The sequence below is a fragment of the Yoonia sp. JB2-21 genome, from assembly GCF_055693545.1.
Genome location: NZ_JBVFUC010000001.1, coordinates 25,711 through 40,020 on the forward strand (window position 1 = coordinate 25,711; position 14,310 = coordinate 40,020).

Annotated in this window: 12 protein-coding genes; 6 read left to right on the forward strand and 6 right to left on the reverse strand. The window is 55.8% G+C overall.

Annotated elements, in window-relative coordinates:
- Positions 1-12: 12 nt before the first annotated feature.
- From ACZ1G5_RS00085 to ACZ1G5_RS00105, 5 genes are all read right to left on the reverse strand, one after another.
- Positions 13-264, reverse strand: coding sequence for a hypothetical protein (locus tag ACZ1G5_RS00085; protein ID WP_472730924.1), 252 nt, complete (start codon positions 262-264; stop codon positions 13-15).
- Positions 248-1,021 (reverse strand): ATP-binding cassette domain-containing protein, encoded by a 774-nt coding sequence (locus ACZ1G5_RS00090; RefSeq protein WP_472730925.1) that lies wholly within the window; start codon positions 1,019-1,021, stop codon positions 248-250. Before ACZ1G5_RS00090 ends, ACZ1G5_RS00085 begins: the two co-directional genes overlap by 17 nt.
- Positions 1,022-1,034: 13 nt before the next feature.
- Positions 1,035-2,117: an ABC transporter permease gene (locus tag ACZ1G5_RS00095; protein ID WP_472730926.1), complete on the reverse strand. Its 1,083-nt coding sequence runs from the start codon at positions 2,115-2,117 to the stop codon at positions 1,035-1,037.
- 93 nt (positions 2,118-2,210) lie between these two features.
- Positions 2,211-3,152: a sugar ABC transporter substrate-binding protein gene (locus ACZ1G5_RS00100; protein WP_472730927.1), complete on the reverse strand. Its 942-nt coding sequence runs from the start codon at positions 3,150-3,152 to the stop codon at positions 2,211-2,213.
- Between the two features lie 73 nt (positions 3,153-3,225).
- Entirely contained in the window at positions 3,226-4,029 is an 804-nt protein-coding gene (locus ACZ1G5_RS00105) for a TIM barrel protein (protein ID WP_472730928.1), read from the reverse strand.
- Positions 4,030-4,219: 190 nt separating this feature from the next.
- Between ACZ1G5_RS00105 and ACZ1G5_RS00110 the strand changes: the two genes are divergently transcribed.
- The 6 genes from ACZ1G5_RS00110 to gndA all read left to right on the forward strand — a co-directional run bounded on the left by ACZ1G5_RS00110 (position 4,220) and on the right by gndA (position 13,627).
- Positions 4,220-5,998, forward strand: coding sequence for a sensor histidine kinase (locus ACZ1G5_RS00110; RefSeq protein ID WP_472730929.1), 1,779 nt, complete (start codon positions 4,220-4,222; stop codon positions 5,996-5,998).
- Positions 5,995-7,320, forward strand: a complete 1,326-nt coding sequence (locus ACZ1G5_RS00115) for a sigma-54-dependent transcriptional regulator (RefSeq protein WP_472730930.1) — start codon at positions 5,995-5,997, stop codon at positions 7,318-7,320. Before ACZ1G5_RS00110 ends, ACZ1G5_RS00115 begins: the two co-directional genes overlap by 4 nt.
- Before the next feature lie 219 nt (positions 7,321-7,539).
- The gene (locus ACZ1G5_RS00120) at positions 7,540-8,520 is read left to right on the forward strand and encodes a TAXI family TRAP transporter solute-binding subunit (protein WP_472730931.1); all 981 of its coding nucleotides are present in this window, start codon (positions 7,540-7,542) and stop codon (positions 8,518-8,520) included.
- A gap of 121 nt (positions 8,521-8,641) precedes the next feature.
- Positions 8,642-10,861 (forward strand): TRAP transporter permease, encoded by a 2,220-nt coding sequence (locus ACZ1G5_RS00125; protein ID WP_472730932.1) that lies wholly within the window; start codon positions 8,642-8,644, stop codon positions 10,859-10,861.
- Positions 10,862-11,187: 326 nt separating this feature from the next.
- A complete protein-coding gene (locus ACZ1G5_RS00130; RefSeq protein ID WP_472730933.1) occupies positions 11,188-12,168 on the forward strand; it encodes a calcium/sodium antiporter in 981 nt (326 codons plus the stop codon).
- Positions 12,169-12,226: 58 nt separating this feature from the next.
- A complete protein-coding gene (gene gndA, locus ACZ1G5_RS00135) occupies positions 12,227-13,627 on the forward strand; it encodes an NADP-dependent phosphogluconate dehydrogenase (RefSeq protein WP_472730934.1) in 1,401 nt (466 codons plus the stop codon).
- Here the strand turns inward: gndA and phoB are convergent.
- Complete coding sequence (gene phoB, locus ACZ1G5_RS00140) at positions 13,624-14,310, reverse strand: phosphate regulon transcriptional regulator PhoB (protein ID WP_472730935.1); 687 nt, start codon at positions 14,308-14,310, stop codon at positions 13,624-13,626. The two genes, gndA and phoB, sit on opposite strands and share 4 nt — an antisense overlap.

Sequence of the window (14,310 nt, forward strand, 5' to 3'; positions counted from 1 at the left end):
GCGCCCTACCCCTTACTTGCCGTCAGCCCGTTCCGCCTCGGCCTGCGCCGCGACAGCTTCCCAATCGGCATTCATGAATCGCCATGCGGCGATGCTGCCAAGCCCAAAGAAGATCAGGCCCCAGAAGACAGCACCATTTGAGAACTCAAAGAACGACCATAAAATCGGCACCACGACGGCCAGAACGCGCCGCCAAACCGGCAGGAAAAACGGCACTTCAAGGTCAAATAGTTTTGGTCTGGGTTTCTCAGGCGGCGCCTTCATATTCTGCTCCGGTTTTGGCGCCGGTGATATAGGCCACGACGTCTTGGCCATCTGTATCCTCTTTATTGAGGTTGGCGACAATACGCCCCCTGCGGAAGACCACGATCCGATCTACCAAATCAAAGACCTGCCGCATATTATGCGACACAAGGATCAGGCTTTCGCCCTGCTCTTTCAGCGTGCGAATGATGTTTTCGACCTGCGCCGTTTCCTGCACACCCAAAGCTGCAGTTGGTTCGTCCATGATGGTCAGCTTGCTGGCAAAGGTCGCGGTCCGCGCGATGGCAACACATTGGCGCTGGCCACCTGACATATTGGCAATCGTGTTTCGAATGTTGGGGATCTTCACGCCCGTTTTGACAAGGCCAGCCATCGTATCTTTGCGCATCGCCTTGTAATCAAGCCTGCGGAACGGGCCAAGCCAATTCCACATAGTTTTCTCGCGGCCAAGAAAGAGGTTGTCGGGCACATTCAGATCATCGGCGAGTGCGAGGGTTTGAAACACGGTCTCAATCCCAGCTTCGCGCGCATCCAATGGTCCGGCAAAACTGACCTCGTCACCGTCAAACGTGACCGTACCGCGTGTGCGCTGCTCCACCCCAGTAATCTGGCGCACAAAAGTGGATTTGCCTGCACCGTTGTCGCCCATGATTGCCACATGTTCGCCGCGCTTCAGCACAAAGTCCGCGTTTTCCAAGGCATGGACACCGCCATAGTGCTTGGTCAGGCCTTTGGTTTCCAGAATTGTATCTGACATCTCTCAGCCTCCCCTATGCGCGCGCTGCAGCGCGTTGTTGTTGCCATTGGTCCAATGCGACCGCACTCACGATGATCATGCCCAGCACCATTTCCTGATAAAACGCGCCAAGCTTCAGAAACGTGAAACCAGAGGTGATGACCCCGATGATCAACGCCCCAATCACGGTGCCAATGATTGACCCGCGCCCGCCAAACAAGGAAACGCCACCGATCACAGCCATGGCGATGGCCTCAAGCTCATAGGTCAGACCCATGCCCGATTGCGCGGTCAGGTTCTTTGACGTCAGGATAACCGCAGCCAGTCCTGCCAGCATCCCCGCAATCACGTAGACAAGCACCAGATGGCGTGGCACGTTGATACCGGACATCCGTGCCGCTTGTTCATTGGACCCGATGGCATAGGTATGCTTGCCGTAAACCGTATAATTCATAATGAAATGAAACAGCACGGCCAGCGACAGGAAGATGATCACCGGCATCATACCCGCACCGATTTTGGCATAGGCATCTGTTGGAAAAGACACCGGATTGCCCAAGGACCACCATTGGGCCACACCGCGCGCAAAGAGCATCATGCCAAGGGTCGCGATAAAGGGTGGGATGCGTGAATAGGCAACCAAAATACCGTTGATCAACCCCGCAATCAAGCCGACCCCAAGCCCCACCATGACTGGCACAATGACAGGCAGATCAAGCGCCCATTCACCAAAGATGGCCTTGGGGTTTGGACCGCCGTTCACTTCGGCGACTTGGGCAAAGCTCATCGCGATCATCGCGGTAGCACCGACCACGGACCCTGATGAAAGATCAATACCTGCGGTGATAATCACCTGCGTCACACCAAGGGCAATGATGCCGATGATCGCCACCTGCACGATGATAATCCGCAAACGCTGTTCGTTGAAAATACTGTCAAAACGGTCGCGCGTATCAAACAACAGGCTTTGACCGTTCATATAGGGCAGCACCTGCCCCAAAACTTCAAAGATCACGATAATCAGGATCAGCGCACCAAAGACGTTCACCTCATTGGGCCAGCTTCGCTTTGATTTATCGAACGTGAGGCCGCCGGTGCCGTCGCTTTGGTCTGACATCTGTCAGGCTCCCTTTTGGATTATCGCTGAGGTAGTCATGTGGTGCGAGGCAACGCCAAAGCTGCCTCGCACATATGGTTTTAGAACCGGAACTTACTGGAACTCTGCCAAGTTCTCTGGTGTGACCAACTTGAAGGGAATGAAGACAGTTTTGTCGACCTCTTCGCCCTTTGCCAGCGCCATTGCAGTCTGAATGGAACCAGCACCCTGACCTGCAAGGTCCTGGAATACGGTCACGTCCATGTCGCCCGCAGACATCGCAAGCAGCGCATCAGATGTCGCATCAACACCACCGACAACAACGTCATCCATCGAAATGCCAGCCGCTTTCATTGCTTGGATCGCGCCGAGAGCCATCTCGTCGTTGTTGCCGAAAACCGCGTCGAATTCCTCACCAGAGGAAATCCAGTTCGTCATCAGGTCGTTGGCTTCATCGCGGGACCAATTTGCCGTCTGCTCATCAATTATGGTGATGAAGTTACACATGTCCATGCCGATCACGTCATGAAAGTCTTTGGTGCGCTGTACAGCAGCCTGGTTGGACAGCTGGCCCACCAAAACATAGGCCGTTGCACCGCCCGCTTTGCCTTCAGCACGCAGCTGACGGCACATCTGGAATGCGGCCAAAGTGCCTGACTCAATCTCGTTGGATGCTACAAACGCCTGACCATCGGGCAAAGTATCCATGTTGATTGGCTGGCGGTTCACATAAACCAGCGGCACACCGGCAGAAGCCGCAGCGTTCGACATCGCCTCGGTCGCGTTGGTGTCCACAGCGTTCACGATGATCGCATCAACACCTGACGCGATAAAGTTGTTGATCTGGTCCAACTGCTTGGCCACATCATCGGTTGCATCTTCAACTTGCAGGCTGACCTCGTCGTTTGCATCGTCAAATGCGGTCATGCCGTTGCGCATGACGGTCAGGCCGTTGTCGTCGAAACGGGCAACAGACACACCGATTTGCAGCTCTGCCATCGCAGTTGTGCCCATCATGAGCGTTGAAAGGCCAGCGGCCAAAAGGATCTTGTTCATCGTTTTCCTCCCAAGGAACGTGCCCGGCGCACGTATGATTAAACCGGGACCTCTGTTCGAGGCGTCTTTTCCATCATGCCGCCCCAGCCGAAACGTCGGCCAGTTGCGACATGATGAATGCAATAGACCCGGCCAATGCCTCTGTCGGGTCTGTCATGTCGTGAATTTCTGGGGCGAAGGCCTCGAATGAGACCGGCCCGTTATAAACTGCGGATATCAATGCGCGCAGTTGGCTGACGTTGCCCAAACGGTCGTTTGCATCAACAAGGACGCGGTGCGCATCATGCATATCGTCCACGCCAAGCGCTGGATCGACAACGCCCGAGATATGCACGATTGCCGTCAGATCCGCGTAAATGGGACCGCCACCCGCCAGATGATGATGAAACGTGTCATGCACGATTGCAAAGCAGTCTGGACGGTTCAGATCGTCAAGCACCGCAACGACATCTTCTTTAAAACGCAAAGTGCTGCTGGCAAAACCTAGAGGCTCAATCAGCCCCTTTTGCCCGTGTTCTTCCAATACCGGTTGCAAGATCTTCAGCGCGGCGCGCAACCTGTCGCGCTGCACATGGCGCGTGACGATATCGTCAGCGATTTTGGGAATCAAAGCCACTCCCTGCGCGTCACAGGCTGCAGCCGTCATGATCAGTGCCTCTGCCTGATGCCGTTTGCTGGCGGTATCGTGATTGAATGATTTGACCTCGGCCAGCGCCAATACTGACTGGCCTGCCACCTGCGCCGCTTGCGCAATGTCCGCTGCCATTTCACCCTCAAAAATCGGGCGTCCAAGATCGTTTCGCAGCTCGACACCGACACAACCCAAGCCCTGCGCGATCTTCAAAAGCTGGCGTGCCGACGCGTTTGGAACCGTCATATGATTTAATCCAACTGGCAACATTGGCGACACAAAACCCTCCTCTGTGTGCGACTCACTCTAGCGATGATATTTTTTTTTGCAACCGGTTGCATAATATCTCTCATGGCAGGTTAAAGATCTATATCTCGCCATCGAAAGGCCAACTTTGAGATTGTATCCGCACTGGCCTCTGCCGCATAATCGCCCGATGAGCCTACCGCGTCGCCGCATCTTTCACCTAGTGGCTGCCATTGCCATCTTAACGGCAGCTGTGGCAGCAGCGTCATTTCCCGCGCTTGAACGTCACTATATGCGCGTGCAGGCGGCCCAGAATGCGGTACCGCTCAAACTCGCGGTCGAAAGCCTACGCGCAGCCATCGAGCGCTACGCGCCGTTGCCCGCACTTATCGCAGAGCGACCGACACTTACCGCCCTATTGCGTGATCCCGACAACGCCGCCCTGGTTGCGATGGTGAATGAAGACTTGCGCCAGACCGCGGCCACGGTCACGGCCTCTGATGTTTACCTGATGGACATTTCCGGCCGGACGCTTGCCGCAGCGTCCTACCGGGAACCGGGCAGTTACCTGGGCCGCAACTTCAACTATCAATCTTATTTCACTCAGGCCTTGAATGGCGATTTAACGAGCTTTTCGGTCTTTGGAACAACAACCGGTGAGCGCGGCTATTTCTATGCGGCGCCTGTTGAGGACGGCGAGCGCATTGTCGGCGTGTTGGCGATCAAATTCAACATCGCCGCCTTTGAGAGCATTTGGCGGGGCGCCGATAGCGAATTTATGGTGACGGACCGCAATGACTTTGTTTTTATGTCATCGCGACCCGATTGGCACTTTCGTGCGATCCGACCGCTCAGCGATGATACACTGCGGTTGATTGCACAAAACCTGCAATACCCCATTGATCGGATTGATCTGCTGCCGATCACGTCAACACCGCTGACTGCTGATGCGCAGACTGTCTATATCGAAGGCACTGCGCGCGAAAGCTATGTACTATCCTCGCAGCACCTGACAGATCTTGATTGGACAATGTCAGCTTTGTCACCGCGGCGACCGGCGACCCTGAACGCGCTCAATACCCTGCTGATTGCAAGTCTTACTGCCGGCCTCGCCCTCGCGGCGCTGTTGGCTTATTTGCTCAAACAAGCACGCCAGGCAGAAGCGTTTGCAAGGGAACAGGATGCCAAGCGGGTTCTGGAAACTGCAGTGACAGAGCGTACTGCCGATCTGCAAACTGCACTTCGTGATCTTCGGCAAACGCAAACCGACTTGATCCAGGCCGGAAAACTGTCGGCGCTTGGGCAAATGTCAGCAGCCCTGAGCCATGAGTTCAACCAACCTCTCGCGGCGGTAAAATCCTATGCAGACAATGCGACCGCCTTTCTGGAACGTGACCGTGTGCCAGAGGCAAAAGACAATATCTCGCGGATCTCCAAAATGGCAGACCGTATGGCGACAATCTCGTCCCATCTGCGCAGCTTTGCGCGGCGCCCCCAACAGGCAACCGGCCCCTTGCTTTTGAACGCTGTGGTCCTTGACGCATTGGCAGTTGTTGATGTCCGACTGACGTCAGAGGGTGGACAAATTGCCTATATGCCACCTGATAGGGACGTTTGGGTCATTGGTGGCCACGTGCGATTACAGCAGGTAATCGTCAATTTGATCAACAATGCGCTTGATGCAATGGAAGACAAGCCGGACCGTATTGTCGAAATCAATATTGATGGGACAACATTAAAGGTCCGCGACACTGGGCATGGCATCGAAGCTGCCACCGTCGACCATATATTCGATCCGTTCTTTACAACGAAATCACCGGGCAAAGGCATGGGGTTGGGGTTGTCAATTTCCTACAACATTGTGCGTGACTTTGATGGCAACCTGACGGCCCAGAACCATCCCGATGGCGGGGCGCTGTTCTCGGTCCAACTCCAACCGGCCAACCCCGTGGAGGTTGCGGCACAGTGAAACAAACCGTCCTTTTTGTTGATGACGAGGAAGAACTACGGCACGCAACCAGCCAAACGCTGATGCTGGCCGATATTCCGGCCACGATCCTTGATAAAGCCGAGCTGGCGCTTGCCCAGATCAGCCGTGGTTTTCCCGGTATATTGGTCACCGATATTCGTATGCCCGGCAATGACGGGCTTTGGCTGATGCGAAAGGTGTTGGAGGTTGATCCGGAATTCCCAGTGATCCTTGTGACAGGCCATGGCGATGTCAACTTGGCCGTACAGTCCATGCGTGAAGGCGCCTATGACTTTATCGAAAAGCCTTTTGCCCCCTCACGGCTTGTCTCGACCATTCAAAGGGCTCTTGAAAAACGCAGACTGACAATCGAGAACCGCGCGCTCAAGCGCGAAGTTGGCGGCCGCGACAAGTTGGAGGCGCGCATGATCGGACGATCAGACGCAATGGTCGCCTTCCGCAAAGAGGTCCGCACGATTGCTGCGACGGATGCTGACGTGCTGATTACGGGTGACACGGGCGTAGGTAAGGACGTGACAGCGCACGCCCTGCATGATCTGTCAGCCCGTGCCGCACATCCGTTCGTGCATATCAATTGCGCCGCACTGCCCGTTGATCTGGTCGAGTCCGAGCTGTTTGGTCACGAGGTCGGCGCCTTTCCGGGGGCCATGCGTGCGCGTTTCGGAAAATTCGAATTTGCCCGCCAAGGCACCGTCTTTCTTGATGAAATCGACAGCTTGCCTGTCCCTATTCAAGCAAAACTGCTGCATGCCATCCAAGCCAGAGAAATCACCCGCCTCGGTGCGAATGAACCCGTCGGGCTGGACATACGTGTGATCGCGGCTGCGAAAACAGACCTTGCGGCAGCTGTCGCAACGGGCTCTTTCCGCGCGGATCTACTCTATCGGTTGAATGTTGTGACCTTGGCCGTTCCCCCACTCAGCGCACGTCGTGACGATATTCCATCGCTTTTTCTGAACCTGGCTGCGCAAGCGGCTGCACGCTATTCCAAGCAAGCACCAGATGTTCCTGCTGAGGTCCTTGGGAAGATGGCCACACAGGATTGGCCCGGCAATGTGCGCGAGTTGCGCAATGCTGCGGACCGGTTTGTCTTGGGGTTGGAGCCAACGGTGTCCGAGCCTTGCACTGACGACACCGAAACCTTGGCATCCAAGCTTGCGGCACATGAGAAGTCGCTAATTCTGGCAGCACTCACCGCCCAAGGTGGCAGTCTAAAGCAGACATACGAAGCGCTGGGATTATCGCGAAAAGCGCTGTACGAAAAAATGCAGAAACACGGAATTTCCAAAGCTGACGCCTGATTTGTTCCTTTTCCCACCCATCAGTGTGGCGCTTTGCCCCCAACGCGACCCATCGCAATATCTATTTGCACAGTGTTAACGCAAACATTCAGACATACCGCTTGTATTACAAAGGACAGCCGGTGGAACTGTGCCTCATCCGGCCTAAATGCTTTATCAGTGCGTTGGGTCACGATCTGATCCGGGAGGGATCAGTAATTCTTAGTGGAGGACATCTTTATGAAAATCGCAGCACTTATTGCGACAACCGCATTGACGGCAACGACCGCATTCGCAGACGGTCACACGGCAGATTGGCCGACCAGCTTTACCGTTGGCACGGCGTCCCAAGGCGGCACCTACTTTGCCTACGGCTCAGGCTGGGCCAACTTGGTGGCGGAAGAACTTGGGCTAACTGGCGGTGGCGAAGTGACCGGCGGCCCAATGCAGAACATGGCCCTTGTGCATACAGGTGACGCGCAGTTTGGCATGACCACAATGGGGCCTGCGGCGGAGTCTATTGCCGGCACAAACCCAATCGCACCCGGCCTGCAGATGACAAACGCATGTGCGATGTTCCCGATGTATCAGACCCCGTTCTCTGTGACGGCTCTGGCGTCGTCGGGCATCGAAAGCATCGCAGACATTCCTGATGGCGCGCGCATTGGCTTCGGCCCAGCAGGTTCAACATCGGACACCTACTTTCCCCGGATGATGGAAGAACTGGGCGTCAACTTTGAACGCCGTAACGGCGGTTGGACCGACCTTGGTGGCCAGTTGCAGGATGGTTTGCTGGATGTGATCGCATTTGCAGCAGGCGTACCAGTACCGGCGGTGTCCCAGTTGGAAGTGCAAACAGAGGTAAACATTATTGAGTTTACCGAAGAAGAGCAGGCCACAATTCAGGCAGCCTTCCCTGTGGCGTCTTTCGAAATCGCAGCCGACACATATACAACACTCGAAGCGCCAGCGCGTTCGGTGTCCATGTGGAACTTTGCGATTGCCAATTGTGATCTGCCAGCGTCTTTCGTGAAAGCAGCGGTCGATGTCGTCATGTCCGACAACGAGCGTATGGTGAATATCCACCGTGCCGCACGTTCGACACTGCCCGAGAACTACACAAAAAACGCAGGCGTGCTGCCTTGGCACCCCGGTGCTGCTGAGTGGTTCATTGAGAACGCAGGCGCTGAGATCCCCGCAGACGAGATTTTCGGCAACTAAGATTGACAGCCCTAAGGCCGCATGCAGATGCGGCCTTAGGCACTTTTGCCATACTTCTTTATCTTGACGGCACACCAGCCGCGCTTTTGCGCGTGCATGTACGCATGCGAGGACCAGACCGATGACCACCAACACCCAGACAGATGATCAAACAGAGGGGCCCGTCATTGCGGACGGCGTGGACGACGAACCTGTCGAACATAACCGCCGCATCTTTACCGGGCGGACGTATCTGGCGATTGCCGCGATCTCTGGCTTTTACGCACTGTTTCACATGGCGGCACTGAATGGGTGGTCCATTCGTGGCTGGACCGGCATCGACATTCCGTTCCTACCCGTCTTTCCAATGGAGACGTGGAACTTTCGGATTGTCCATATCGCTGGCGCGCTGATCCTTGGGTTCCTTTTGTACTCTGCACGGGCTTTTCCTGACGATGACAACGATAGTGCGGGACCGCTCGACTGGCTCGGCTACGCCGCTCTGCTTCCTGCTCTTTATGCCTGCTATACCGCGCTTGGTTTTGCGGCCGACATCCGGGGCGGTGTTATGTGGAATGGCATTGACGAAGGGATTAGGGCGGCCGAGACTTATCACTACGGTTATCCGCTCATCGCAGCCACAATTGCAGGTATCGTACTTGGATGGGTCCGCCCACGCGTCCGGGGAAAGATCGCACCGGCGGACTTGGTCTTGGGCGTTTGCGGCGTTGCTGTCGCAATCTACCTGATCACGATTTTTGGCACGCTGATGCGAAATTCAACCGGGACACCGTTTGCCCCGATTGGGATGAGCCTTGCGGCTATCGCGGGTACTGCGCTGATTATGGAACTCACACGGCGCGTAGCAGGCCTTGCCTTGATCGTCATATCAGGTGTTTTTCTGGTTTACGTCTTTGTCGGTGAAAAACTGCCCGGCTTCCTGAATGCGCCCGACATCACCTGGCAGCGCTTCTTTAGCCAAGTCTACACGGACGCGGGCATTCTGGGGCCGACAACGGCGGTGTCATCAACCTATATCATCCTTTTCATCATCTTCGCAGCCTTCTTGCAGGCCTCAAAGGTTGGCGACTACTTCGTCAACTTTGCCTTCGCCTGTGCGGGGCGCGCGCGCGGCGGCCCGGCAAAAGTGGCGATCTTTGCATCCGGCCTGATGGGCATGATCAACGGCACATCCGCAGGTAACGTGGTCGCCACAGGGTCACTCACCATCCCATTAATGAAAAAGGTCGGATATAAGCCGACAACCGCAGGCGCTGTTGAGGCCGCAGCATCGACCGGTGGGCAAATTATGCCGCCGATTATGGGCGCCGGTGCATTCATCATGGCCGAGATTACGGGCATTCCCTACACCGACATTGCCATTGCCGCCATCATCCCGGCGATCCTGTATTTTGTATCAATCTACTTCATGGTGGATTTTGAAGCGGCGAAACTCGGCATGCGAGGTATGCGTGAGGATGAATTGCCAAAGCTGCGTGAAATGGCACGCCGGGTGTTTCTGTTCCTGCCCATTATCATTCTGATCGGCGCCCTGTTTATGGGGTACTCGGTCATCCGTGCGGGCACATTGGCAACGGCATCAGCAGCAGTGGTCAGCTGGTTCACCCCCTATCGGATGGGTTTGCGGTCAGTCAGCAAAGCGTTCGAGCTGGCCGGGATCATGTCGATCCAGATTATCGCGGTTTGTGCCTGTGCGGGGATCATCGTCGGGGTGATTTCACTCACCGGTGTCGGTGCGCGCTTCTCATCCGTGTTGCTGAACATCGCCGAGGCCAATCAACTTCTCGCCTTGTTCTTTGCGATGTGTATTGCAATCTTGCTGGGTATGGGGATGCCGACCACGGCCGCCTATGCTGTGGCCGCATCGGTGGTTGCACCGGGTCTTGTTCAGTTGGGCATACCGACCCTAACAGCGCATTTCTTCGTCTTCTACTTCGCCGTCGTTTCGGCGATCACACCACCCGTGGCCTTGGCCAGTTATGCTGCGGCGGGAATATCAGGATCAAACCCGATGGCGACGTCGGTGGCATCTTTCAAGATCGGGATCTCAGCCTTCATCGTGCCTTTCATGTTCTTTTACAACGGCGCAATACTGATGGACGGCACATGGTTTGAGGTCATCCGCGCCGGGATCACTGCGACCTTTGGTGTGTTCCTGCTGTCCTCTGGCGTTCAGGGCTGGTGGGTCGGAGACAGAGCCGCATGGCCTATTCGGGTCGGGTTGTTGATTGTTGCGCTTTTCATGATTGAAGGGGGTTGGATTTCAGACCTGATTGGCATCGCAGGCGCGGTTGGCCTCTACGGATTTGCTAAGGCCACCCGACCAAAAGTCACCGCATAACAGCAGAGCAAGTTTCTGATGAGCCGTGGGCGACGTGCAAACGTCGCCCACTTTTCGTCAAGCGCACCTCTTTAAAGACCGGAACCTGAAGCTACATAGACGCAAACGGGGAACCAAAGGGTGTGACTGATGAAACTATCGCGCTTTGCCAAAGTGCAACAGGATAAGCGTTGCACATGGACAGTCTCAGCATTGAATTCATTTGGTTTTTGCATCGAAAGCACATCACCGTACCTTGGCAACAAAGGCTATTACACTTCAGTCGTAAATGGGCTATCCCCGCCCGCACGCCGCTAGCCCAATGACGAACGATCGGGACATAGACATTGATTGAACTGACCACCTACGAGCTCTTTGTTTTGGCCGCAGGCGCGATGGCGTTTGGCTTGTATTTGTTGATCAAAGGCGGTGATTGGACAGTTGATGCGGCGGTGTTTGTGGCAGAACGCACCGGACTGTCGCCGCTGTTCATCGGAGCGACGATTGTCTCATTTGGAACGTCGGTTCCCGAACTTTTCACGTCGGTGAACGCCAACCTGCAAGGGTATCCCGGCATCTCACTTGGCAATGTGCTTGGTTCCAACGTTGCAAATATCCTGCTCGTGCTTGGCGCAACAGCCTTTGTTTTCAAGGTCACAGCTAACCCAAAACATCTGATCAAAGACCTCGCCATGATGCTCGTGGCCACGGCGATTATGGTCTATGGGATGTTGTCGGGCAGCTTTAGCCAAGTCTTTGGTCTGATCATGTTTGCGATCTTGGTGACCTTCGTGGCTTACCAATATAAGACTGACAGCATTGTCCTCGAAGACGAAGATGATGATGACGAAACCCAAGCAATTACGTCTATGAAGGGTGCAATCCTGGTCCTGCTGGCCGGTTTGGCCGCGTTGGCTGTTGGCTCTGAACTACTTGTGAAAGGTGCTGTGCAAACAGGGACAGCGATCGGGGTCCCCGAAGCGGTGATCGGCATGACTGTCGTGGCCTTCGGGACGTCGCTGCCAGAGCTTTCGACATGCATCGCCGCCGCACGCAAGCAATCCGTTGGTTTGATCCTCGGCAATATCATCGGCTCCAACACCTTCAACATCCTGTCGATCATCGCGCTCACCGCGGTCATCAAACCGCTTGACGTCGACCCGGTCTTGTTGGGAATGGAGCTGTGGGTCACGGTCGGTGTCTCAGTTGCTTTTGCGGCCTATATGCTGAGTATTGGCAAGCTCACGCGCCCCGTCGGTATCGCCATGATGGTGGGCTATGTGATCTTTATCGCCGCGCAATACCTGCAGCCGCAAATGGTGACCTGACAATCGCTGTGGCCCCGCCTATATGTCGGGGACGTTACAGGCGAAAGGACCCCACACCATGAGCAGCGCTGAGATAGGCCTGATCGGCCTAGGAACGATGGGGGCCGCCCTCGCCTTGAACATCGCCGATAACGGTTTTGACATCGCCGTCTGGAACCGGACCACGGCAACCACCCATGACTTTCACGCCAACGCCGGCGCCCTGGCTGATCGGATCACCCCGACGGACACGCTGCAAGACTTGGTGTCAGCCCTGAAAACGCCCCGCGCCATCATTCTGATGGTGCCGGCAGGTCAACCCGTCGATGATCAGATTGCAGCACTGCGTCCCTTGCTGGGCGATGACGACATGATCATCGATGCAGGCAATGCGAATTTTCACGACACGAACCGTCGCGCAGCCGAGGCCGGTGATCTGCCATTTTTAGGGATTGGCGTGTCTGGTGGCGAAGAAGGCGCACGCTTTGGCCCCTCAATCATGGGTGGCGGCAAACGCGCAAACTGGGACCGTGTTGCGCATATCCTCACGGCGATTTCAGCAAAACATAAAGGGGCGTCCTGTGCGACATGGATGGGCGAACAAGGTGCAGGGCACTTTGTAAAGGCGGTTCACAACGGCATCGAATACGCCGATATGCAAATGATTGCAGAGATTTACGGCATTATGCGTGACGGGTGCGGGATGCAAAGTTCTGCTATCGCGGATGTTTTTGCGCAGTGGGACAAAGGTCCACTACGCAGCTATCTGGTTGAAATTTCCGGTAAGGTGGCCGCTGCCACTGATCCGCAAACCGGACAGCCCATGCTGGATGTCATCGTCGATGCGGCAGGTCAAAAAGGCACCGGGCGTTGGACAGCCATCGAAGCGCAGCATTTGGCAGCCCCCATTCCCGCGATCGAAGCGGCGGTCGTGGCGCGCAATCTTTCGTCACAACGCGATGCCCGCGCTGCTGGCGAGGCATTGTTCGGCACCGCACCGCACCATATCGCACATGATGTGATGCCAACGAAAACGCTGGAAGAGGCGCTGATCGCCGGCAAGATCCTTTGCTATGCGCAGGGTTTTGGCATGATCGAGAAAGCCTCGCAGGAATTCGGTTGGGCCTTGCCCCTGCCCGCGATTGCCGAAGTCTGGCGGCAAGGCTGCATCATCCGGTCCGACATGCTTGATGATATGGCGTCCGCGCTGCGCGATGATCCTGATCGTAATCTGATGATGGCCCCACGTTTTGCCGATACGCTGAAAAAGACACATGGCGCACTCCGTCAGGTCGTGGCCCAAGCCGCGTTGCACGGGATTGCGTTGCCCGCATTGTCATCCGGGTTGGCCTATTTTGACACCATGCGCACCGCGCGGGGCACCGCAAATATGATCCAGGGGCAACGCGACTTCTTTGGTGCACACGGGTTTGCGCGGGTCGATGGCGGATCGGGTCACCACGGGCCGTGGGGCCGTTAGCCCAACGCGTAACCCGCACCGCGCACCGTGCGCACGGGGTCACTCCCGCCATGTTGCGTAAGCACTTTGCGCAGGCGCCCGACGTGAACGTCAACGGTGCGCGTATCGACGTAGATATCGCGTCCCCAAACCCGATCCAGCAGCATGTCACGTGACCAGACACGGCCCGGTTTTTCCATGAATGTTGTGAGCAAGCGAAACTCTGTCGGTCCCAGCTTGAGCGGATTGTCATCGCGCGTCACACGATGGGTTTCGGCATCCAGCACGATGTCGTCATAGGTGAGGACCTGACCAACGGTCGCAGGTCGCACGCGGCGCAATTGCGTGCGAACACGGGCCATAAGTTCCGAGACAGAGTACGGCTTGACCACATAGTCATCCGCACCGGTTTCCAACCCGCGTACTTTATCAACTTCCTCTGATCTGGCAGAGAGCATGATGATCGGGATCGCGCGCGTATCCGGCTTGATCTTAAGCCGGCGACAGACCTCGATGCCTGATAAGTTGGGCATCATCCAGTCCAACACGATCACATCAGGCAGATCTTCTTGGACGCACAAAAGCCCTTCATCACCGTTTTCGGCCCGTGTCACACGGAAACCTTCTGCTTCAAGGTTATAGGCCAGTACTTCACGCTGGGCGGCCTCATCTTCAACAATCAGAACATGGGGTTGTTGTGCCAT

Excerpts from the sequence above, each read along its gene's own strand:
- ACZ1G5_RS00085 (WP_472730924.1), bottom strand. The coding sequence starts at position 264 with ATGAAGGCGCCGCCTGAGAAACCCAGACCAAAACTATTTGACCTTGAA.
- ACZ1G5_RS00090 (WP_472730925.1), bottom strand. The coding sequence starts at position 1,021 with ATGTCAGATACAATTCTGGAAACCAAAGGCCTGACCAAGCACTATGGC.
- ACZ1G5_RS00120 (WP_472730931.1), top strand. The coding sequence starts at position 7,540 with ATGAAAATCGCAGCACTTATTGCGACAACCGCATTGACGGCAACGACC.
- ACZ1G5_RS00100 (WP_472730927.1), bottom strand. The coding sequence starts at position 3,152 with ATGAACAAGATCCTTTTGGCCGCTGGCCTTTCAACGCTCATGATGGGC.
- gndA (WP_472730934.1), top strand. The coding sequence starts at position 12,227 with ATGAGCAGCGCTGAGATAGGCCTGATCGGCCTAGGAACGATGGGGGCC.
- ACZ1G5_RS00095 (WP_472730926.1), bottom strand. The coding sequence starts at position 2,117 with ATGTCAGACCAAAGCGACGGCACCGGCGGCCTCACGTTCGATAAATCA.
- ACZ1G5_RS00125 (WP_472730932.1), top strand. The coding sequence starts at position 8,642 with ATGACCACCAACACCCAGACAGATGATCAAACAGAGGGGCCCGTCATT.
- phoB (WP_472730935.1), bottom strand. The coding sequence starts at position 14,310 with ATGGCACAACAACCCCATGTTCTGATTGTTGAAGATGAGGCCGCCCAG.
- ACZ1G5_RS00105 (WP_472730928.1), bottom strand. The coding sequence starts at position 4,029 with ATGACGGTTCCAAACGCGTCGGCACGCCAGCTTTTGAAGATCGCGCAG.
- ACZ1G5_RS00110 (WP_472730929.1), top strand. The coding sequence starts at position 4,220 with ATGAGCCTACCGCGTCGCCGCATCTTTCACCTAGTGGCTGCCATTGCC.